This is a genomic window from Streptomyces sp. NPDC058864 (genome assembly GCF_042742985.1).
GTDB lineage: Bacteria > Actinomycetota > Actinomycetes > Streptomycetales > Streptomycetaceae > Actinacidiphila.
The window spans coordinates 38,588-58,865 of record NZ_JBHYMQ010000040.1 but is presented as its reverse complement, the minus strand read 5'-3'; the positions used below and the strand labels follow the sequence as shown (position 1 = coordinate 58,865).

Here is a 20,278-nt window from a genome sequence, read left to right as displayed (position 1 = left end):
TCCCCTGCGTCGGACCGCCCCGCCCCTGTCGGCCCCCTCTGTCACAGTGGACGCGTCCGGTTCGTCAGTGCGCCGAGGGAACACGACGAGGGAAATGGGACCGATGGACGACAAGGAGTTCCTCGCGGAGCGGTTCGAGGAGAACCGCACCCACCTGCGGGCGGTGGCGTACCGCATGCTGGGCTCGCTGGCCGAGGCGGACGACGCCGTGCAGGAGGCGTGGCTGCGGCTGAACCGGGCCGGGGCGGACGGGATCGGGAACCTGGGCGGCTGGCTGACGACCGTGGTGGGCCGGGTGTGCCTGGACATGCTGCGCTCGCGGACCTCCCGGGGCGAGTCGCCGCTGGACGAGGTGCGGGTGCCCGACCCGGTGGTGAGCCCGCCGGACGCGGCCGGGGACCCGGAGCAGGCGGCCCTGCTGGCGGACTCGGTGGGGCTGGCGCTGCTGGTCGTGCTGGAGACGCTGTCGCCCGCCGAGCGGCTCGCCTTCGTGCTGCACGACATGTTCGCGGTGCCCTTCGAGGAGATCGCCCCGATGCTCGGGCGCACACCGACGGCGGCGCGGCAGCTGGCCAGCCGGGCGCGGCGCCGGGTGCAGTCGGCGGCGCCGGTGCCGGACACCGACCTGGGCCGTCAGCGGGAGGTCGTCGGGGCGTTCCTGGCGGCCTCGCGCGCGGGTGACTTCGAAGGCCTGGTGGCTCTGCTGCACCCGGACGTCGTGCTGCGCGCGGACACCGGCGCCGCCTTCCCGGGGGTTACCCGCGAGGTGCGCGGCGCGCGGACGGTCGCGAGCCAGGCGCTCAGCTTCCGGCATGCCTCCCTGCACGCCAGGCCGGCGCTGGTGAACGGGGCACCGGGGGTGGTCACCGTGGCGGAGGGCCGGGTGGTGTCGGTCCTGGGCTTCACCGTCGTGGAGGGGCTCGTCGTCGAGCTGGACATCCTGGCCGACCCGGAGCGGCTGGCGGGGCTCGACCCGGCCGCGTTCGGCCAATAGCTCACATGTTCGATTGGCGCGTACCCTGGACCCATGACCGCACCACTCCAAGGATCGCTCTTCGACCAGACCGACGAGTTGCTGCTCGGTCCGCTGGACGGCCTCCGGCGGACCCCGCTCGGCAGCGGTGCGTGGCTCGACGTGCTGCCGGGGTGGCTGCAGGGGGCCGACGCCCTGTTCGAGGAACTGGCCGGCTCGGTGCCGTGGCGCGCCGAGCGACGGCAGATGTACGAGCGGGAGGTCGACGTGCCCCGGCTGCTGGCCTTCTACGGGGAGGGCGACCCGCTGCCGCACCCCGTCCTCGGAGAGGCCCGGGCCGCCCTCGGCGCCCACTACGCGGACGAGCTGGGCGAGCCCTTCGTCACGGCGGGGCTCTGCTTCTACCGGGACGGCCGGGACAGCGTCGCCTGGCACGGCGACCGGACGGGCCGGTCGGCGACCTGGGACACCATGGTGGCGATCCTCTCCGTCGGCGACCCGCGCGACCTGACGCTGCGGCCCCGCGGCGGGGGCGCGGCCGCGATGCGGCTGCCCCTCGGGCACGGCGACCTCGTGGTGATGGGCGGCTCCTGCCAGCGGACGTGGGAGCACGCGATCCCCAAGAGCACGCGCGCCGTGGGGCCGCGGATCAGCATCCAGTTCCGCACGCACGACGTCCGCTGAGCCCCCTCCCCCGCCCCGCCGCGGCACCCGGGAACGGGTGCCGGCCCCGTACAACCTTTCCCCCGCGGCCGTGAGTCAACGTCTGCGAGGGCCCGGCAACGGGGTCCAGGGGAGAACGGGGAGAGGCCATGGGGCGGGAAAGGACGGCGCGGCGCGCCGGGAGAGCGGTGGCGGCCGCGGTCGTGGTGGGCGCGGTCGTGCCGACGGCGGTCGTGGGGACGGGCGCGGGCAGCGCTACGGCGGCGGCACCGGCGGTGGTGTGCACGTCGGGCAAGGCCGGGCTGGCGGCCAAGCTGAGCAAGGACATCGCCGGTGCACTGCGCGGCAGGACGGCGACGGTGGCCCTGTCGCTGCGGGACCGCAGGACGAAGACGGTGTGCACGCTCCGCGCGGACCAGCGCTTCGACTCGGCGAGCACGGTGAAGGTGACGGTGCTGGCCACCTTGCTGTGGGACAACAAGAAGCACAACCGCTACCTGACGGCACGTGAGGTCAAGCTGGCCACGGCGATGATCACCAAGTCGGACAACGCCGCGACCACGCAGCTGTGGCGGCAGCTCGGGGTGGCCAAGGTCAAGGGCTTCCTCAAGGCCGCGGGGATGACCCGCACCGTACCGGGGAGCAACGGCTACTGGGGGCTCACCCAGATCACGGCCAAGGACGAGCAGCGGCTGCTCGACCTGGTGACGGCGAAGAACTCCGTGCTGAGCGACAACTCCCGCGCCTACATCTTGAAGCTGATGAACAAGGTGGTCACCGCGCAGCGCTGGGGCGCCCCCGCCGGCGCCCCGCGCGGTGTGACGGTCCACGTGAAGAACGGCTGGCTGCCGCGCGCCACCCACGGCTGGCGGGTGCACAGCCTCGGCGCGTTCACCGGCTCGGGGCACGACTACTCCCTCACGGTGCTGACCCAGGACAACAAGACCATGAACGCCGGGGTCGCCACGATCGAGGCGGTGGCCCGCGTGGTCCACCGGGACCTCAACCCGGCCGCCACCGCCGCGGGAACGCAGTCGACGACCCGTACGCCGCAGGAGGCGATCCCCGCGGTCCCGCCGGGTACGTAGCGGACCGTTCCCGACGGACCGGCAGGCGCCCCCGCGGGGGCGCCTGCCGGCGTTTCCGGGGGCGGTTACCGGACAGGTGTAGTCCTCACCGGACGTGCCCGGCCCGTCGCGCAGGGCGGCGGGAGCCCTCCCGCACGGCGGAATGAAAGGTTCCACACCCGGAATCGGGATGTCTTGTGAGGCGGCTGTGGAGACCGGAATCCCGCCTTGCCGGTCACGGAACGGCCTCGGAATACTCGACGGCGTTGCTTGGCGTGGACACGCATTCTTTTCGGAATGTGACGCCTGGGACAGCAAATTCCTCCGGGTTGGCGGTAGTTGAGCCGACCCATCCCCCCACACGGAGGTACAGGACTTGAAGCATCGTCGGATATCCAGGCGGAAGGCCGTGCTCGCGGGCGGCGGGGCGACGGCCGTACTGGCGGCACTGATCGTGCTGCCGCACGCCAACGCCGCGCAGGGCCCGGCGCCCGCGCCCACGCCCCGGAGCCTCACGCCCTCCGCCGCGGCGGCCCTGGCCGCGCACCTCACCTCGGAGCTGGGCACCGAGGACACCGCGGGCTCGTACTACGAAGCCGGGAGCGACCGGCTCGTCGTCAACGTGCTCGGCGCCGAGGCCGCGGACACCGTCCGCGCGGCGGGCGCCGTGCCGAGGACGGTCGCCAACACCATGGCCGAACTGCGCTCCGCCACCCGCACCCTGGGCCTGCGGGCCCGCATCCCCGGCACCGCCTGGTCCGTCGACCCGCGGACCAACCAGGTGGTCGTCACGGCCGACCGGACGGTGTCGGCCGCCGGGATGGTCCGGCTGGGCGAGGCGGTGGACGGCCTCGGCGCCGGGACGGCCCGGATTCACAAGTCGAAGGGCGAGTTCAAGCCCTTCCTCGCCGGCGGCGACGCCATCTTCGGCTCCGGGGCGCGCTGTTCGCTCGGCTTCAACGTCGTCAAGGACGGGCAGCCGTATTTCCTGACCGCGGGCCACTGCGGCGTGGACATCAAGAGCTGGTCGGACAGTTCCGGCGGCCCGGAGATCGGCTCGGTGGAGGCCGCGACGTTCCCCGGCCACGACTACGCGCTGGTGAAGTACACCGGCACCGGCGTCGACCACCCCAGCGCGGTCGACCTCTACGACGGCTCGACGCAGGAGATCACCTCGGCGGGCACTCCGACCGTCGGCCAGGCCGTACGGCGCAGCGGCAGCACCACCCAGGTGCACGACGGCACGGTCACCGGGCTCGACGCGACCGTCAACTACCAGGAGGGCTCGGTCTCCGGGCTGATCCAGACCGACGTCTGCGCCGAGCCCGGCGACAGCGGCGGCGCCCTCTTCTCGGGCAGCACCGCCCTCGGCCTGACCTCAGGCGGCAGCGGTGACTGCACCGCCGGCGGGGAGACGTTCTTCCAGCCGGTGACGGACGCGCTCCAGGTGTACGGGGCCGAGATCGGCTGACCCCTCACGGCGCCACGGCCCGCGACGGCCGTGCGGCGGCGCCGGACGCCCCTCCCCGGGACCGGGAGGGGGTCCGGCGCCGCCGCACGTATGGGGACGGGCGCGGACCGGCGGGTCAGCCCGGGCGGCCGGGGCGGAAGTCGCGCACGGCGCGCGCCTGGCGGGCGAGGGCGAGCAGCCGGCCGTCCTCGGCCCACACGGCGCTGTCCTCGACGGCCCAGCCGCCGCCCGCGTGCTCGGTGCGGCTGCGGACCAGCGCCCAGCCCTCGGCGGGCGCGGCGTCCAGGGCGTCGCTGAAGTGGACGGTCAGTTCGGCCGTCGGCACGGGTCGGGGCTCGGTCCACACGGCGAACAGCGCGGGCGGCAGGGCGTCGGCCAGGACGACCAGCGCCGGCGGGTCCAGCGGGCGGCCGTCGGCGAAGCGCATCCAGGCGGTGAGTTCGGCCCGCTCCCCGCCGGCCAGGGGGCGCGCCTCGCCGGCCGGGCGGATCTCCAGGTGGGCGGCGAAGGCCGCCAGCGAGCGCGGCAGGGTGAGCGGCGGGCAGGCACCGGGGGCGGGGACGGCGGGTGCTGGGGTGCCGGCGTGGGCGGGACCGCCTTCGCTCCGCCCGAACACGGCGGTGCCGGTGAGCACGGCGGAGCCGTCCTGCAAGGCGGTGACGCAGGAGACCGGCGTACGGCGGCCCTCACGAAGGGGCCGCGCCGCGAGGCGGATCGGGCGCTCGTCGACGGGGGTCAGGAAGTGGGCGCCGAGGGTGCGCACCGGAGGGCGCTCCCCCGTCCGCGCGGCCAGGTCGTCGCACATGGCGGTCAGCGCGAGGGCGGCGACGTAGCCCCCCTGCGCCCCGTTCCAGGACCACCAGGAACGGTCGATGCGGAAGGTGCAGTCCGCGGTCTCCGCACCCGGGTCCGGGACTGCGTCCGTGTCCGTGGTCGAGCCTGGCATGACGTCCCCCTGGGGGATGCGGGTCCGGTGTCCCGGTCCACGGTAATGCAGTGAGTTGGATACTCAAATCGACCAGGCCGCGAACCCGGCCGGCGACGTCGGCCCGGGCCCCGCCCACGGGGGACCGTCCACTCGGTCACGGACGGCGACCGTGGCCGCCGGGGCGGTCGGGGCGGTCGGGGCGGTCGGGGCCCGACCGCACCACCACGGTGGAAGGACTCAGTGCGGCGTGGCCCGCGAGGGGACGTCGTGGCGCTGGTGCCCGCCCGTCGCGACCATGCGGACTTCCCCCTGGTCACTGATCTCCGCCTGGACGATGCCCGTGTCGTCGCTGTACACCGGGTGCCCTCCGGCACCCTTGCGCTCGGTGCGCTTGACGACCACGGTGTCGCCGGAGACGGGGAAGGTCAGTTCGTAGGTTTCGGCATGACTCATGACGGGAACCTCCTGTCTCCGCCCATATGACGATTTATGCCCAGAGAATCCCTGGCCAATGACACCGGTCATGACGTCCGCTGTGGCGCCGGATCGACCCCGTGGGAGAGCATGGAGCGGTGTCGATCATCAAGGGGGACCGCATGACCCACCTCACCCACGTCGCCGCTCCGGAGGGTGTCCTCGCGGGCACCGGCTACAGCCACGTGGTGTGGGGCGAGGGCCGGTTCGTCGCCGTCTCGGGCCAGATCGCGGTGGACGAGCGGGGTGAACTCGTCGGGCCGGGCGACCCGGCGGCGCAGGCGCGCCAGGTCTTCGCCAACCTCGACCGCTGCCTCGAGGCCGCCGGGGCGGGCTGGGGCGACGTGGTCAAGCTGACCTTCTTCGTCACCGACGTCGCCTTCCTGCCCGCGGTCCGCGAGGCGCGCGACGCGTACGTCGACACCGAGCGGCCCCCGGCCAGCTCGGCGGTGCAGGTGGCCGCGCTCTTCCGGCCCGAACTGCTGCTGGAGGTCGAGGCGTTCGCGATCGTCCCGACCGCGTCCACGGCCCCTGCGGGCCGGCCGTGACACTGGTCCCGGAGCGGTTCTCCGTTACGGCGGCGGCCCGGCGGCTCACCCCGCCCGGCCCGGGCGATCCGCCGCGGCTGTGCCTGGTGGACACGGCGGCGAACGCGGCCGCCGCCGTCCACCTGGCGCCCGGGCTGCTGGACCGGGAGGAGCGCGAGCGGGCCTCCGCCTTCCGCTTCGACCGCGACCGCACCAGCTATGTCACCGCGCATGTGGCGCTGCGCCTGCTGCTCGCGGCGTACCTGGGGACCCCGCCCGGCTCGGTGCCGCTGACCCGGGAGGCCTGCCCCGCCTGCGGCGGCCCGCACGGCCGGCCCGCGGTGCGGGGTGGTGCCCCGCACTTCTCGCTCTCCCACTCACGGGAGCTGACACTGCTGGCCTTCGCCGCGAGCCCGGTGGGGGTCGACGTGGAGGCGCTGCCCGACCAGGAGGCCGTGGACGGCGTGTGGCGTTCGCTGCACCCGGCGGAGGTGGACGAACTCGGGGTGCTGCCCCCGGTGGAGCGCCGTGAGGCCTTCGCTCGGGCCTGGGCCCGCAAGGAGGCGTACCTGAAGGGCCTGGGGACGGGCCTGGCCAGGGATCCGTCCGAGGACTACGTGGGCTCCGGACCCGACCCCGACGCCGGCCCCGAGGGCTGGTCGCTCTCCGACGTCGCCGTCGGCGCCGGCCACCGCGCGGCCGTCGCCGTACGGCTGGGCTGAGGAGCACCGGCCGCGGTGGGGGCGGGGACCCCCACCGCACCGTCGTTCAGCGGCGGTAGCGGCGCACCGCCGCGACGAGCACCGCGCCGGCCACGAGGGCGACGCTCGCGATGCCGCCCACGCCGGTGAGGACCTTGTCCCGGGGGCCGGTGTCGGCGAGCGCGGGGCGTTCCGCCGAACCGGAGGCGGTGCTGTCGGCGGCCTCGCGGATCATCCGCACGACCACGTCGGGGTGGGAGAGCATCGCGACGTGCGAGGAGTCCACCTCGACGGTGTGCGAGCCCGCCCGCCGCGCCTCGTAGCGTTCAAGTGCGGGGTTGATGGCGTGGTCGCCGGTGGCGACCAGCGCCCAGGAGGGGATGGTCCGCCACGCCGCTCCAGGCGCCTTGTCGGTGAACGCCCGCAGTGCGATGGGCCGTTGCTCGGCGGCCATCAGCCGGGTCGCCGAGGCGGGCAGGTCCGCGGCGAAGACCTTGCGGAAGACGGAGTCGCGGATGTAGATGTCGGTGCCGCTGCCCGCTCCGTCCCGGTACGGCACGGGACGCTGCGCCGAGGCGAGGGCGCTGGGTGCGAACCGGGCCGAGAGCCCGCCCAGGGTCTCCCCCGCGTCCGGCATGAAGGCGGCGACGTACACCAGCGCCCTGACGTTCGGGTTGCCCGCCGCGGCGCCGCTGATCACCGCGCCGCCGTAGGAGTGGCCCACGAGCACGACCGGGCCGTCGATGCTCCTCAGCACACTGGCGGTGTAGGTGGAGTCGCCGATCAGCCCGCGCAGCGGGTTCGCGGGGGCGACGACCTTGTAGCCGGCGTTCTCGAGGCGCTCGACGACCGGGCTCCAGCTCGACGCGTCGGCGAAGGCGCCGTGCACCAGCACCACGGTCGGCCGGGCTCCGCCGGCGGCGCCGTCGGCGACCGTCGAGGCGAGGGCGGGACCGGCGGCGAACGCCGTCGAGGCGAGCGCCGCGACGAGCGCGCCCGCGCGCGCTATGTGACGTCGGTTCAGCGGAGCGGGGGAGGACGGCCCAGCCATGCTGTTCTCTCTTCCGGCCGGAGGGACTGCTGTCGTCTCCCAGCCTTGGCCCGTCCCGGCGGTCGCGCTCGTTCCCGGGGGACGGACGAGTGACGGCGGGTCGTCGGCTCTTCCCCTGCGCTCCGCGGACGCGCAACACCGGCGTCATCGAACGCGGATATGATCCGCCTCACACAAGATCCCGGACGGCCGGAGGACCGTGCGTTCCCGCATGCCTTCCTGCCGCCTCCCATGCATGAGGGGAGCGTCCGATAGCCCTCCGAATATGGCTCAGCAGCGCGGGGGTGGCCACCACCCAGGTGATGCGGATGCTGCGCGGCAACCCCGACTCCGTGGACGTGCGCATCTACGGGACCAACGTCGACCCCTCGGCACCCGCCCTGGCCGCGTGCGACGTGGCCGAGGTGGAGCCCCGTCACGTCGGCGACGACGCCTACGCCGACTTCGCCCTCGACTTCTGCCGCCGGCACGGGATCGACGTCCTCGTGCCGCCGCGCCGGCTGACCGCGCTGGCCGGGCGGGCCGACGCGTTCGCCGCCGCGGGCACCCGGCTGATGTGCTCGCCCGCCGCCTCGGTCAAGGTGCTGACCAGCAAGAGCCGTACGTACGAGCAGGCGCTCGGCGCCGGCATCCCGGTGCCGCCGTGGCGGGTGGTGCGGGACGCCGACGGACTGCGGGCCGCCGTGGACGAGCTCGCGGCGACCGGCGAGACCCTGTGCATCAAGCCCGCCGGCGAGTACTCGGCCTTCGGCTTCCGCATCCTGGAGGACCGGCCGATGGTCATCCGCGACCTGCTCGCCCCGGCCCGGCCGATGGCCTCGGTCGACGCGGTCGCCCAGGCGATGAAACAGGCCGCCGCCGAGGGCGAGCACGTCCCCCGCATGATCGTCATGCCGTACCTGGAGGGCCCCGAGGTCAGCGTCGACTGCCTGTCCGCCCCGGGCGGACAGCTGCTCGCCGCGATCCCGCGGGCCAAGGAGGGACGCTACCGGCTGCTGCTGGACGACCCGGGGATCACGGAGATCGCACGCCGCCTCGTCGGCCACTTCAGCCTCGCCTACCTCTCCAATGTGCAGCTGCGCCACCGCAACGGCGAGCCCGTCCTGCTGGAGGCGAACCCGCGTCCCTCCGCGGGGATCTTCCAGACCGCCTTCACCGGCGTGAACCTCCCCTGGGCCGCCGTCCGCCTCCTCACCCAGGGCGACGCCGGCCTGCGCACCGCCCCCCGCCTCGGCGGCCGCGTCGCCGTGACGGAGGCGGTCACCGAGGTCCCGGACGCTCCTGGGGTTCCTGATGTCCCGGAGGTCAGCGTGGCGTGAGCGCGTGGCGTCAGCCGGGGGCAAGGGGCAGGCTGGAGGGAGGAAGGCAGGTGACAGCTCATGAGCAGACTCGAAGAGCAGATCGACCTGAACGTTCCGACCGAGGTGGCGTGGCAGCACTTGCACCGCCTGGAGGACTACCCGCAGTTCGTCGGGGGCGTCCGGGAGGCCAGCGCCGCCGGGGACGGCAAGGCCCGGCTCGGCGTGTCGGGGACCGGCAGCGACTCGCTCGACGCGGAGTTCTCCGACCGCACCAAGGCCCGGAGCGACACCCGGGAGATGACCTGGCGCACCAGCGGCGGTGCCGAGATCACCGGGACGTGCTCGGTCCTCCCTATCGACGAGCAGCACAGCCGCGTCCAGGTGCGCATGGAGTACGACCCCGCCGAGATCCGCGACGCCTTCGGCGGCCCCAAGGGCTTCGCCCAGGTCAGCGCGATCGAGCGCACGGTCCGTGACGACCTCGAACGCTTCAAGGACCTCGTCGAGCGCGAGCACTAGCCGGTCGGCACTCCGCGTGCGCCGCGCGCTCCGCCCGGTCCGTGCGGCCCACCGGGGCCGCGCGGACCGCGACGACCGGGTCTACAGCCGTACTCCGTGCCGCCGCAGGTAGGCGACCGGGTCGACGTCTGATCCGTACCCCTCGCCGGTGCGGACCTCGAAGTGCAGGTGCGGTCCGGTGGTGTTGCCCGTGGAGCCAGAGCGGCCGACCTGGCGGCCCGCGGTCACGGACTGGCCGGCGCGGACGGTCAGCGAGGACAGGTGGCCGTACTGGGTGTACATGCCGTCGTGGTGCCGGATCACCACCTGGTAGCCGTAGGCGCCGCCCCAGCCGGCCTCGACGACGGTGCCCGCGGCGACCGCCTTGACGGAGGTGCCGGTGGGCACCGTGAAGTCCTGGCCCGTGTGGTAGCCGCTGGCCCAGTGGGATCCGCTGCGGTGGTACGGGGTGCCGAGCCCTCCGCCCACCGGGGCGACGAACGCCTTCGCGGCCGAGGCGGGTGCGGCGCGCCGCTCCGCGGACTTCGTGCTCTTCGCGGGCTTGGAGGTCCCGCCGGACTTCCCGGACCCGGCCGGCTTCGCGGACTTCGCCGGCTTCGCGGACTTCGCACCGGGCACGGACAGTTCCTGCCCGGGGAGGATGAGGTCGGGGTCGGCTCCGACGACGGGGCGGTTCACGTCGTAGAGCCGCTGCCAGCCGCCCTTCACGTCCTGCTCGTCGGCGATGCCGGAGAGCGTGTCCCCGCTGACGACCGTGTACGACCCGCCCTGCGCGGCGGGGTGACGGTCCGTCCGGGGCCCGGTCTTCCGTTCCGTCTTCCGTTCCGTCTTCCGTTCGGTCTTCTTTCCGTCCTTCTTCGCCGGGGCCGCCGCTTCGCGCCTGGGCTCGTCGCGCGCTTCCTGCCCGCCCCGGGAGAGCCCGGCGCGCTGCGAGCACACGGGCCACGCCCCGGGACCCTGCCCGTCCAGGACGCGTTCGGCTATCGCGATCTGCTCGGCCCTCGTCGCCAGGTCGGCCCGGGCGGCGAACTTCGCACCGCCGTACGCCTTCCACGTCGACTGAGCGAACTGCAGCCCCCCGTAGTAGCCGTTGCCGGTGTTGATGTGCCACTTGCCGCTGCTCTCGCACGCGGCGACCTTGTCCCACGTCCCGGCCGTGGCCGCGCCCGCGTCCGGGGCTGCGATGAACGGCAGCGCGAGCCCCGCGCCGGACGCGGCGGTGACGGCCACGGACACCGGCGAGAGCCGGCTCGGCGGCTGGGGTCTGCGGTGGCGACCGCGCACGGACCGTACGGGCATGGGGGGACCACCTCTCGGCTCCGGACACACGGCCGTACAAGTACGACAGAAGGATCTTGTCGCCGCAAGGGTGCTTTTGAGACTCTGTCGTCCCAAACCGTGCGCCCCGGAACCGGGTTGGCGTCGGTGCGGGCGCCGCGCCCTCAGGAGGTTCGGGGCGGCAGCGGGAGCGGCAGCCCCGGCAGGCCGTCGAGACTGACCTCGACGTACGGCTTGCTCGCGCAGTAGTCGCTGAAGGACTCCTCGGTCTCCCGGGAGAAGCGCTGGGTGTGCAGCGGCCGTTCCTCCCGGAAGTCCATGTAGGGGACGGCGAACCCGCAGCTGTCGCTGATGCGTTCGGCGGTGACGAGGATGACGGCACGGAGGTCGGTCCGCTTGCGGATGTCGTCGGAGAAGTGGGGAAGGAGCTCGTCCCATCGCGGGTCGTCACGGAACACGGGCTCACCGCGCCCGTGCACCCGCACGATGGTCGGCGGCCCGGTGAACGCGCACCACATCAGGGTGATGCGGCCGTTCTCCCGCAGGTGGGCGATGGTCTCGGCGCCGCTGCCGCCGAGGTCGGCGTAGGCGAAGGTGCGGTCGTCGAGGAGGGCGAAGGAACCGTCGAGGCCCTTGGGTGACACGTTGACGTGCCCGTCGCCGGACAGCGGCGCGGTGGCGGTGAAGAAGACCTTCTGTTCCTCGATGAATGCGCGCAGGCGCCCGTCGATGCGTTCGTACGTCTTTCCCATGCCTGCGATTCTCCGGCGGCGGCCCGGGCTCGCGCCGCACCTTTTCGGCCGCGGGCGGGTCAGCGCCTCCGGGGACGGCGCGGGCGGTCGTCCTCGCCGTCCCGGACGTCGATACCCAGCGAGGCGGCGAGCGCCGGGGCCAGGTCGAGCAGCTGGGCGCTGCCGACGACCGCGCCGCGCAGCGAGTCGTGGCCGTCGGCGAGGTCGAGGCGGGTGGCCCCGCGCAGGTCCGTGGCGTCGAGCTCGGCACGGCCGAGGTGCAGGCGCTCCAGGGCGGTGCCGGGGAAGGAGACGTCCTTCAGGCGGGCGCCGCCGAGGTCGACGTCGCGCAGCACGCAGTCCTCGAAGACGACCTCGGTCAGCCGGGCGGCGCGCAGGTTGACGGAGTCGAACTTGCAGCGCCGGAAGACCACCCGGCGCAGCACCGCGCCGAAGGCCTCGACCCCGGCGAGCACGCAGGATTCGGCGGTGGCGTCCATCCAGTTCGTCTCGGCGGCGGAGGTGCCGACGAAGCGGTCGCCCTGCAGCCAGACCTCGTTGAAGCGCGCCCTTCGCAGGCTGCCGCCCTCGAGGACGGTGTCGGTGATCGCGCACTCCAGGAAGACGGCACCGCCGGCGTCCTGCTCGTCGAGGGTGAGGCCGGCGAAGTGGACGGTGTCGTAGCGCTCCTCGACGCCCAGACCGGGCTCGTCGAACGGCTCCAGCGCCTGCGCGTACGGCAGCTCGGACAGGGACTGCGGTGCCTCGAAGGTCATGGCGGTCACGCTAGCGGCCCCCTGTGACAGCGCCACCCTTCACGAATATGAACGATTTGTCCGCGATGTCTTGCTACGTTGCGTCCCATGACCGCCCCCGCCCCCGGGACCTCGCCGCCGGCCCTCGCCGTGCCCGCCGTCCGGCTGCCCCGGCGCCGGGGCGTCGAGCTGGCGCTGCTGGTCGGTGCGGTGCTGATCCCGGTCTACGGCTACTGCGCCGTGGGCCTGGCGCACGACGGCGCCGTACCGCAGGGCGCGGCCGGCTACGGCGCGGCGCTCGGCGGCCTGGCGCTGGTGGCCCATCTGGCGGTGCGCCTGCGCGCCCCCTGCGCCGACCCGCTGCTGCTGCCGATCGGGGTGCTGCTCAACGGCCTCGGCCTGGTCCTGATCTACCGTCTCGACCTGGAGACCCCCGACGACGCCGCCCCGGCGCAGCTGATCTGGTCGGGTCTGGGCGTGGCCCTGTTCACCGCGGTCGTCCTGCTGCTGCGCGACTACCGCACCCTGGCCCGGTACGCGTACCTCGGCGTCGTGGCGGCCCTGGTGCTGATGATCGCGCCGAGCCTCTTCCCCGCCGTGAACGGCGCGCGGATCTGGATCCGGGTCGCGGGCTTCTCCTTCCAGCCCGGCGAGTTCGCGAAGGTGCTGCTGGCGGTGTTCTTCGCGGCGTACCTGGCGGACAACCGCGCCGCGCTCGCGTACGCCGGACGGCGGGTCTGGCGGTTCCGCCGGCTGCAGCTGCCGACCGGGCGGGTGCTCGGCCCGGTGCTGGCGGTCTGGACGATCAGCCTCGGCGTGCTGGTCGTCGAACGCGACCTGGGGACCTCCCTGTTGTTCTTCGGCCTCTTCGTGATCCTGCTCTACGTCGCCTCCGGGCGCACCGGCTGGATCGCGATCGGGCTGCTGCTGTCGGCGGCCGGCGCCTTCCTCGTCGGCACCCTCGAACCGCACGTCCACTCCCGCGTGGCGGACTGGCTCCACCCCTTCGCCAGCATCGAGGCGGGCCAGGGCCCGGGCCAGCTGGCGCAGTCGCTGTTCGCGTTCTCCGCCGGGGGGCTGCTCGGCGCGGGCCTGGGCGAGGGGCACTCGATCCTGATCGGCTTCGCGGCCAAGTCCGACTTCATCCTGGCCACGGCCGGCGAGGAGCTGGGCCTGACCGGGCTGACCGCACTGTTCCTGCTGTACGGGCTGCTGGTGGCCCGCGGCTACCGGGCGGGGCTGGCGATCCGCGAGCCGTTCGGCAGGCTGCTGGCCGTGGGGCTGGCCTCGATCATCGCGCTGCAGGTCTTCGTGATCGCCGGCGGGGTGACTGACCTGATCCCGCTGACCGGGATGGCGATGCCCTTCCTGGCGCAGGGCGGTTCGTCGGTCGTCACCAACTGGGTGATCGTCGCGCTGCTGATCCTGCTCAGCGACACCGCCCGCCGCCCGCTGCCCGGCCCGGACGCCGGCCGGGCGGACGCCGCGTGATCCCGCACGCCCGCCGGGCCGCGGCACTGTGCCTGCTGCTCCTGGTGGCCCTGCTGGTGAACGCCATCCGGATCCAGGTGGTGCGGGCCCCCGCGTACGACGCCGATCCCGCCAACCGGCGGGTGCCGATCGAGCGTTACGGGCAGCCGCGCGGAGACATCCTCGTCGGCGGCCGGCCCGTGACCGGTTCCCGGTCCACCGGCGCCCAGCTGGACTGGGTCCGCACCTACGCCGACGGCCCGCTCTACGCCCCGGTGACCGGCTTCTCCTCCCAGACGTACGGCACGGCCCTGCTCGAGGCCGCCGAGGACGAGATCCTGTCCGGCTCCTCCCCCGGTCTGTCCGCGCTCCCGCTGTGGAACGCGATCAGCAGGCGGCCGCAGCGCCCGGGCCACGTCCGCACCACCATCGACCCGGCCGCGCAGCAGGCGGCGTACAAGGCGCTGGGCGGCAAGAAGGGAGCGGTCGCCGCTCTCGACCCGGCGACCGGCCGGATCCTGGCGCTGGTCAGCACTCCCTCCTACGACCCGGGCGCGATCGCCGGAACCGGCCCGGAGGCGCTCGGCGCGTGGCGCAGGCTCGTCACCGCGGAGGACCAGCCGATGCTCAACCGGGCGCTGCGCCAGACGTATCCACCGGGTTCGACCTTCAAGACGGTGACCGCGGTCGCGGCGCTGGTCTCCGGGGTGGTCACCGACGTCGACCGGCCCACCGACTCCCCGGACCCCTACCCCCTGCCGGGTTCCACGACGACGCTGGGCAACGAGTCGGCGTCGGCGGGCTGCGCGGACGCGCCGCTGAGGTACGCGTACGTCGTCTCCTGCAACACCGTCTTCGGCAAGCTCGGCGACGACGTGGGACTGCGGGCGATGCGCGAGACGGCCGAGGCCTTCGGCTTCAACGACCCCTCCATCGGCGTCCCGTCGCACCCCGCGGTGAGCGTCTTCGACCGCCGCATGGACCGGGCGCAGCTCGCGTTGTCGTCCATCGGGCAGTACGACACCCGGGCCACCCCGTTGCAGATGGCGATGGTCGCCGCGGCCGTGGCCAACGACGGCACGCTGATGTACCCGCACCTGGTGGACCGGACCACGGACGCCGGCGGCCTTCCGCTGGAGGTCACCGGCGAGCGGGCGTACCGGCAGGTGATGGACGCCGCCGTGGCGTTCGCGATGCAGGACATGATGGTCGCCGTGGTACGGCACGGAACGGGCCGCAACGCCGCGCTGCCCGGAGTCGTGGTGGGCGGCAAGACGGGCACGGCGCAGCACGGCGAGGACAACCGCGGGAACCCGTTCGCCTGGTTCATCTCCTGGGCGAGGGAGAGCCGCGGGGCCCCGGCGAAGGTCGCCGTCGCCGTCGTCGTCGAGGACGCCGCCGCGGACCGCGCCGACATCAGCGGCGGCGGCAAGGCGGCCCCGGTCGCCCGCGCCGTGATGCGCGCGGTGCTGGGGCACTGACCCCCCGCCCGGGCCCGGTCAGTCCTCGGCGGCCCCCAGCGCGACGGCCTCCTCGACCTCGGCGGCCCGTGCGGTCTCCTCCTTGGCGAAGCGCTCGGCGTCGAGCTTCTCGGCGATCTCCTCGTCCTGGGCCATCAGCAGGTCGAGGTCGGAGTCGCCCATCTCCAGCACGCCCATGTCGACGTAGGCGCGCTGCAGCCGCTCGCCCCACAGCCCGATGTCCTTCACGCACGGCACGATCCGGCTGAACAGCAGCTTGCGGAAAAGCTGCAGGTACTCCGAGCGCTCGCTCAGCTCCTCGGCCTCCCGCCGCGGGATGCCGAAGTCCTCCAGCACCTCGGCGCCACGCAGCCGGTCGCGCATGAGGTAGCAGCCCTCGATGACGAACTCCTCGCGCTCGCGCAGTTCGGCGTCGGACAGCTGCTTGTAGTGGTCGCGCAGCGCCATCCGCCCGAAGGCGACGTGCCGGGCCTCGTCCTGCATGACGTAGGTGAGGATCTGCTTGGGCAGCGGCTTGTCGGTGGTGTCGCGGAGCATGCCGAAGGCGGCCAGCGCCAGGCCCTCGATGAGCACCTGCATGCCCAGGTACGGCATGTCCCAGCGGGAGTCGCGCAGGGTGTCGCCGAGCAGGGCCTGCAGCGAGTCGTTGATCGGGTAGACCATGCCGACCTTCTCGCGCAGGAAGCGGGAGTAGATCTCGGCGTGCCGGGCCTCGTCCATGGTCTGGGTCGCGGAGTAGAACTTGGCGTCGAGATCGGGCACCGACTCCACGATGCGGGCGGCGCAGACCATGGCGCCCTGCTCGCCGTGGAGGAACTGGCTGAACTGCCAGGACGCGTAGGCGCGTCGCATGTCGCGCTTGTTCCGCTCGGACATCCGGTCCCAGTAGGGGGTGCCGTAGACGGTCATGTTCTGGTCCGGCACGCCGAGCGGGTCGTAGGGGTCGACCTCGATGTCCCAGTCGATGCGGGTGACCGCGTCCCACTGCTTGTCCTTGCCCTTCTGGTAGAGGGCGAGCAGCCGGTCGCGCCCGTCGTCGTACTCCCAGGAGAAGCGGGCGGCTCCGGAAGCCGGGATCTCCCACAAGTTGTCCTGCGACGGCATTGGCGTCTCCTCGACTCTTGACGGGCTTGCTGACACACAGTCTCATAAGAGCATGACCGCTGGCACCCCTCTTGCAACGCGTGAGAAAGTGGCGGAGCGGCTGCTCGACGCCTCCGCGAAGCACTCCTTCGACCCCGACACCGAGCTGGACTGGGAAGCCCCGTTCGAGGACGGCAAGTGGTTCTGGCCGCCCGAGCTGTGCTCCCTGTACGACACCCCGCTGTGGAAGCAGATGTCGCAGGAGCAGCGGATCGAGCTGAGCCGGCACGAGTCGGCGTCGCTCGCCTCGATCGGCATCTGGTTCGAGATCATCCTCATGCAGCTGCTGCTGCGGCACTCCTACGACCTGGACCCCACCAGCGGACACGTCCGCTACGCGCTGACCGAGATCGCCGACGAGTGCCGCCACTCGAAGATGTTCGCGCGGCTGGTGACCCGGCTCGGCACCCCCGTGTACCGGCCCTCGCGCCTGGACCACAACCTCGGCCGGGTGCTGAAGACGGTCTCCACCACCCCCGGTTCCTTCACCGGCACGCTGCTCGCCGAGGAGATCCTCGACTGGATGCAGCGGCTGACCTTCCCGGACGAGCGCGTGCAGCCGCTGGCCCGCGGCGTCACGCGCATCCACGTGGTCGAGGAGGCGCGGCACATCCGCTACGCCCGCGAGGAGCTGCGCCGCCAGATGAGTTCGGCGCCGCGCTGGGAGCTCGCCTTCACCCGGGTCTCCTCCGCCGAGGCCGCCCGGGTGATCGCCCGGTCGCTGATCAGCCCGCAGGTCTACGCCTCGGTGGGACTGGACCCCCGGTACGCCGCCGAGCTGGCCCGCACCAGTCCGCACCGCCGGGACGTGATGCGGCAGGCCGCACGGAAGCTGATGGACTTCCTGGACGAGATCGGCATGTTCGAGGGTCCGGGCGTACGGCGCATGTGGCGCACCTCGGGGCTTCTCGGGTAGCCCGTCGCGCGGGCGGATACGCTGGCGTCCATGAACGGCCGTTCGACGCCGGCGCCCGCCGCTCCCGCCTACCGCCGGCTGAGCGTCGAGCAGCGCCGTACCCAGCTGCTCGCCGCCGCGGTGGACCTCTTCGGGCACCGCAGGCCCGAGGACGTCTCGGTCGACGACGTGGCCGCGGCCGCCGGGGTCTCCCGCCCCCTGGTCTACCGCTACTTCCCCGGCGGGAAGCAGCAGCTGTACGAGGCCGCCATGCGCAACGCCGCGGAGGAGCTGCGGGCCTGCTTCGTCGAGCCCGCGGCGGGCGAGATGACCCAGCGCCTGTCCAACGCGCTGGACCGCTACCTCGCCTACGTGGACGAGCACGACGCGGCGTACTCCGCGCTGCTGCGCGGCGGAAGCGTGGCCGAGACCAGCCGGACCGACGCCATCGTGGACGGCGTCCGGCGCAGCGCGGCCGAGCAGATCCTGATGCACCTGGGGGCCCCGCACCCCGGGCCCCGGCTGGCGATGATGGTGCGCTCCTGGATCGCCAGCGTCGAGGCCGTCTCGCTGACCTGGCTGGACGAGGGCAAGCGGCCTCCCGCCCAGGAGCTGCGGCGGTGGCTGGTGGACCACTTCATCGCGCTGCTGCTGGTCAGCTCCACCACCGACCAGGAGACCGCCGAGGTGGCGCTGGCCGCGCTGGAGCGGGAGAGCGCCGGCAGCCCCGCCGGGGACCTGGCCCGCCGGGTGACCCCGCTGGCCCAGGCAGTCGCACATCTGCTCCCACCTGCCGTTTCCTGAACGCGCCGCCCTCCGCAGGGCCTACCCTGAGCCCGTGAGGCATGAGGACACGGAATTCGTCGGAGGGCCGCTGGACGGCCGCGTGCTGGGAGTGCTGACCGGCATCACGGGGCAGCCCCCGAAGGTGTACGAGGTGCCGGTGCCGCAGGAGGACGGCGCACCCCCCGTCGTGCACGTCTATCATCGCGAGCCCAGTCCCGGCCCGCGCGCGCAGCGCCGTACGCGCTGGGTCTTCGTCTACGACCCGGAGGGGAACCGGCCGGAGAAGCCGCGCTGGCCCTGGTCGAAGCGGCGGGGGTGACCGCCGGGGCGGTCGCGCGGGCGAGCGCCGCCGGACGGGTGATCCGGGTGACCGGCCACGGGGATGGTCCGGACCATTGACAGGATTGGTCCAGACCTGTTTGCTGCGAGTTGTCATGCGCACTTCTTCTCGCCCCCGAAGGAGCGGCCCCCATGAGACACCTCGTCGCCGCGACGGCGACCCTCGCCTGCACCGCCGTCCTCGGCGGGCTGGTCGCCCTCGCCCCCACGGCGCACGCCGGTGAGTTCCTGGCCAACGGAGGCTTCGAGTCGGGCAACCTGTCCGGCTGGAGCTGCGACTCCGGCACCACACAAGTGGTGACCGGGCAGGCGAAGAGCGGCAGTCACGCCCTCGCCGGCAGCCCGGGCGGCACCGGGACCGCGCAGTGCAAGCAGACGGTGGGCGTCGCGCCCAACACGGCGTACACCTTCTCCGCGCAGGTGAAGGGGAGTTACGTCTACATAGGCGTGGACGGCGGCGCCGGCACCTGGACCCCGGGCACCGGCGGCGCCTACCAGCAGCTGAACGTGAGCTTCACGACCGGCCCGAACCAGACCAGCGCGACGGTCTACGTCCACGGCTGGTACGCGCAGCCCACGTACTACGCCGACGACCTGTCGCTGACCGGCCCCGGCGGCCCCACGCCCAGCCCGACCCCCACCGACCCGACGCCGACCGACCCGACGCCGACACCGACCCCCACCCCGACCGATCCGGCACCGTCCTCCCACACCCTGGTCGGCTACCTGCACTCCAGCTTCGCCAACGGCTCGGGCTACGTCCGCATGGCCGACGTCCCGGCGAGCTGGGACTACATCGACCTCGCCTTCGGCGAGCCCACCTCCACCACCTCCGGCGACATCCGCTTCAACCGCTGCCCGGTCGCCGAGTGCCCGAACGTGGAGTCCGACGCGGACTTCAAGGCCGCGATCAAGGCCAAGCAGGCGCAGGGCAAGAAGGTGCTGATCTCCATCGGCGGGCAGAACGGCCAGGTCCAGCTCACCACCACCGCCGCCCGCGACGCCTTCGTCGCTTCCGTGAGCAGGATCATCGACACCTGGGGGCTGGACGGCCTCGACATCGACTTCGAGGGCCACTCCCTCTCCCTCAACGCCGGTGACACCGACTTCCGGAACCCGACCACCCCGGTCGTGGTCAACCTGATCTCCGCGCTGAAGACCCTCAAGGCCAAGTACGGCAGCGCCTTCGTACTGACCATGGCTCCCGAGACCTTCTTCGTCCAGCTCGGCTACCAGTTCTACGGCCCCGGCCCGAACGGCGCCCAGGATCCGCGGGCCGGCGCGTACCTGCCGGTGATCCACGCCCTGCGCGCGGATCTGACGCTCCTTCACGTCCAGGACTACAACTCCGGGCCGATCATGGGGCTGGACAACCAGTACCACCAGATGGGCGGCGCGGACTTCCACATCGCCATGACCGACATGCTGCTCACCGGCTTCCCGGTCGCGGGCAACACCTCCCGGGTGTTCCCGCCGCTCTCCCCCTCGCAGGTCGCCATCGGCCTGCCGGCCGGCAGCAACGCCGGCAACGGCTGGACCACCCCGGCCGAGGTGAACAGGGCACTGGACTGCCTCACCAAGAAGACCGGCTGCGGCGGCTACGCCACGCACGGCACCTGGCCCGCGCTGCGCGGGCTGATGACCTGGTCGGTGAACTGGGACAAGTTCGGCAACTGGGAATTCCAGCGGAACTTCGACGGCTATTTCGGCTGACGCCGGACGAAC

At 73.1% G+C, this 20,278-nt stretch carries 21 protein-coding genes; 14 read left to right on the top strand and 7 right to left on the bottom strand.

Features of this window, described 5'->3' with window-relative positions; all coding sequences use genetic code 11:
• Nucleotides 1–103: 103 nt before the first annotated feature.
• From ACFW3D_RS26535 to ACFW3D_RS26520, 4 genes are all read left to right on the top strand, one after another.
• On the top strand, nucleotides 104–994 hold the full coding sequence (locus ACFW3D_RS26535) for a sigma-70 family RNA polymerase sigma factor (protein ID WP_500507824.1): 891 nt from the start codon (nucleotides 104–106) through the stop codon (nucleotides 992–994).
• A 33-nt stretch (nucleotides 995–1,027) separates the two neighbouring features.
• A complete protein-coding gene (locus ACFW3D_RS26530) occupies nucleotides 1,028–1,657 on the top strand; it encodes an alpha-ketoglutarate-dependent dioxygenase AlkB (RefSeq protein ID WP_500507822.1) in 630 nt (209 codons plus the stop codon).
• Nucleotides 1,658–1,785: 128 nt separating this feature from the next.
• On the top strand, nucleotides 1,786–2,724 hold the full coding sequence (locus ACFW3D_RS26525) for a serine hydrolase (protein WP_500507820.1): 939 nt from the start codon (nucleotides 1,786–1,788) through the stop codon (nucleotides 2,722–2,724).
• Between the two features lie 355 nt (nucleotides 2,725–3,079).
• A complete protein-coding gene (locus ACFW3D_RS26520) occupies nucleotides 3,080–4,174 on the top strand; it encodes a S1 family peptidase (RefSeq protein WP_500507818.1) in 1,095 nt (364 codons plus the stop codon).
• 115 nt (nucleotides 4,175–4,289) lie between these two features.
• Here the strand turns inward: ACFW3D_RS26520 and ACFW3D_RS26515 are convergent, their stop codons facing one another.
• Together ACFW3D_RS26515 and ACFW3D_RS26510 are read right to left on the bottom strand one after the other, a co-directional pair.
• Nucleotides 4,290–5,120 carry an acyl-CoA thioesterase gene (locus ACFW3D_RS26515; protein ID WP_500507816.1) on the bottom strand — a complete coding sequence of 277 codons (831 nt, stop codon included), beginning with the start codon at nucleotides 5,118–5,120 and terminating at the stop codon, nucleotides 4,290–4,292.
• 219 nt (nucleotides 5,121–5,339) lie between these two features.
• On the bottom strand, nucleotides 5,340–5,555 hold the full coding sequence (locus ACFW3D_RS26510; protein ID WP_500507814.1) for a DUF6296 family protein: 216 nt from the start codon (nucleotides 5,553–5,555) through the stop codon (nucleotides 5,340–5,342).
• Nucleotides 5,556–5,698: 143 nt separating this feature from the next.
• Here ACFW3D_RS26510 and ACFW3D_RS26505 point away from each other — a divergent pair, with 143 nt between their 5' ends.
• Together ACFW3D_RS26505 and ACFW3D_RS26500 are read left to right on the top strand one after the other, a co-directional pair.
• Nucleotides 5,699–6,124 (top strand): RidA family protein, encoded by a 426-nt coding sequence (locus ACFW3D_RS26505; protein WP_500507848.1) that lies wholly within the window; start codon nucleotides 5,699–5,701, stop codon nucleotides 6,122–6,124.
• Complete coding sequence (locus ACFW3D_RS26500; protein WP_500507812.1) at nucleotides 6,121–6,825, top strand: 4'-phosphopantetheinyl transferase family protein; 705 nt, start codon at nucleotides 6,121–6,123, stop codon at nucleotides 6,823–6,825. Before ACFW3D_RS26505 ends, ACFW3D_RS26500 begins: the two co-directional genes overlap by 4 nt.
• Nucleotides 6,826–6,871: 46 nt before the next feature.
• Here the strand turns inward: ACFW3D_RS26500 and ACFW3D_RS26495 are convergent, their stop codons facing one another.
• Nucleotides 6,872–7,855: an alpha/beta fold hydrolase gene (locus ACFW3D_RS26495; RefSeq protein WP_500507810.1), complete on the bottom strand. Its 984-nt coding sequence runs from the start codon at nucleotides 7,853–7,855 to the stop codon at nucleotides 6,872–6,874.
• Between the two features lie 284 nt (nucleotides 7,856–8,139).
• On the opposite strand from ACFW3D_RS26495, the gene ACFW3D_RS26490 reads away from it, so the two are divergent.
• Nucleotides 8,140–9,174, top strand: a complete 1,035-nt coding sequence (locus ACFW3D_RS26490; protein WP_500507808.1) for an ATP-grasp domain-containing protein — start codon at nucleotides 8,140–8,142, stop codon at nucleotides 9,172–9,174.
• A 60-nt stretch (nucleotides 9,175–9,234) separates the two neighbouring features.
• On the top strand, nucleotides 9,235–9,675 hold the full coding sequence (locus tag ACFW3D_RS26485) for an SRPBCC family protein (protein WP_500507806.1): 441 nt from the start codon (nucleotides 9,235–9,237) through the stop codon (nucleotides 9,673–9,675).
• Between the two features lie 81 nt (nucleotides 9,676–9,756).
• On the opposite strand, the gene ACFW3D_RS26480 is transcribed toward ACFW3D_RS26485, so the two are convergent.
• From ACFW3D_RS26480 to ACFW3D_RS26470, 3 genes are all read right to left on the bottom strand, one after another.
• Nucleotides 9,757–10,974 (bottom strand): transglycosylase family protein, encoded by a 1,218-nt coding sequence (locus ACFW3D_RS26480; RefSeq protein WP_500507804.1) that lies wholly within the window; start codon nucleotides 10,972–10,974, stop codon nucleotides 9,757–9,759.
• A gap of 143 nt (nucleotides 10,975–11,117) precedes the next feature.
• Nucleotides 11,118–11,705, bottom strand: a complete 588-nt coding sequence (locus tag ACFW3D_RS26475; RefSeq protein WP_500507802.1) for a pyridoxamine 5'-phosphate oxidase family protein — start codon at nucleotides 11,703–11,705, stop codon at nucleotides 11,118–11,120.
• 59 nt (nucleotides 11,706–11,764) lie between these two features.
• A complete protein-coding gene (locus tag ACFW3D_RS26470) occupies nucleotides 11,765–12,460 on the bottom strand; it encodes a pentapeptide repeat-containing protein (protein WP_500507800.1) in 696 nt (231 codons plus the stop codon).
• Nucleotides 12,461–12,547: 87 nt separating this feature from the next.
• Here ACFW3D_RS26470 and ACFW3D_RS26465 point away from each other — a divergent pair, with 87 nt between their 5' ends.
• Together ACFW3D_RS26465 and ACFW3D_RS26460 are read left to right on the top strand one after the other, a co-directional pair.
• On the top strand, nucleotides 12,548–13,930 hold the full coding sequence (locus ACFW3D_RS26465; RefSeq protein WP_500507798.1) for an FtsW/RodA/SpoVE family cell cycle protein: 1,383 nt from the start codon (nucleotides 12,548–12,550) through the stop codon (nucleotides 13,928–13,930).
• On the top strand, nucleotides 13,927–15,390 hold the full coding sequence (locus tag ACFW3D_RS26460) for a penicillin-binding transpeptidase domain-containing protein (protein WP_500507796.1): 1,464 nt from the start codon (nucleotides 13,927–13,929) through the stop codon (nucleotides 15,388–15,390). Before ACFW3D_RS26465 ends, ACFW3D_RS26460 begins: the two co-directional genes overlap by 4 nt.
• A gap of 18 nt (nucleotides 15,391–15,408) precedes the next feature.
• On the opposite strand, the gene ACFW3D_RS26455 is transcribed toward ACFW3D_RS26460, so the two are convergent.
• Nucleotides 15,409–16,494: a ferritin-like domain-containing protein gene (locus tag ACFW3D_RS26455; protein ID WP_500507794.1), complete on the bottom strand. Its 1,086-nt coding sequence runs from the start codon at nucleotides 16,492–16,494 to the stop codon at nucleotides 15,409–15,411.
• A gap of 52 nt (nucleotides 16,495–16,546) precedes the next feature.
• Here ACFW3D_RS26455 and ACFW3D_RS26450 point away from each other — a divergent pair, with 52 nt between their 5' ends.
• The 4 genes from ACFW3D_RS26450 to ACFW3D_RS26435 all read left to right on the top strand — a co-directional run bounded on the left by ACFW3D_RS26450 (nucleotide 16,547) and on the right by ACFW3D_RS26435 (nucleotide 20,266).
• Complete coding sequence (locus ACFW3D_RS26450; RefSeq protein ID WP_500507792.1) at nucleotides 16,547–17,449, top strand: AurF N-oxygenase family protein; 903 nt, start codon at nucleotides 16,547–16,549, stop codon at nucleotides 17,447–17,449.
• Between the two features lie 30 nt (nucleotides 17,450–17,479).
• Nucleotides 17,480–18,232 carry a TetR/AcrR family transcriptional regulator gene (locus tag ACFW3D_RS26445; RefSeq protein WP_500507790.1) on the top strand — a complete coding sequence of 251 codons (753 nt, stop codon included), beginning with the start codon at nucleotides 17,480–17,482 and terminating at the stop codon, nucleotides 18,230–18,232.
• 34 nt (nucleotides 18,233–18,266) lie between these two features.
• Nucleotides 18,267–18,533: a DUF8847 domain-containing protein gene (locus ACFW3D_RS26440; RefSeq protein WP_500507788.1), complete on the top strand. Its 267-nt coding sequence runs from the start codon at nucleotides 18,267–18,269 to the stop codon at nucleotides 18,531–18,533.
• Nucleotides 18,534–18,685: 152 nt separating this feature from the next.
• Entirely contained in the window at nucleotides 18,686–20,266 is a 1,581-nt protein-coding gene (locus tag ACFW3D_RS26435) for a chitinase (RefSeq protein WP_500507786.1), read from the top strand.
• The last annotated feature ends 12 nt before the right edge of the window (nucleotides 20,267–20,278 follow it).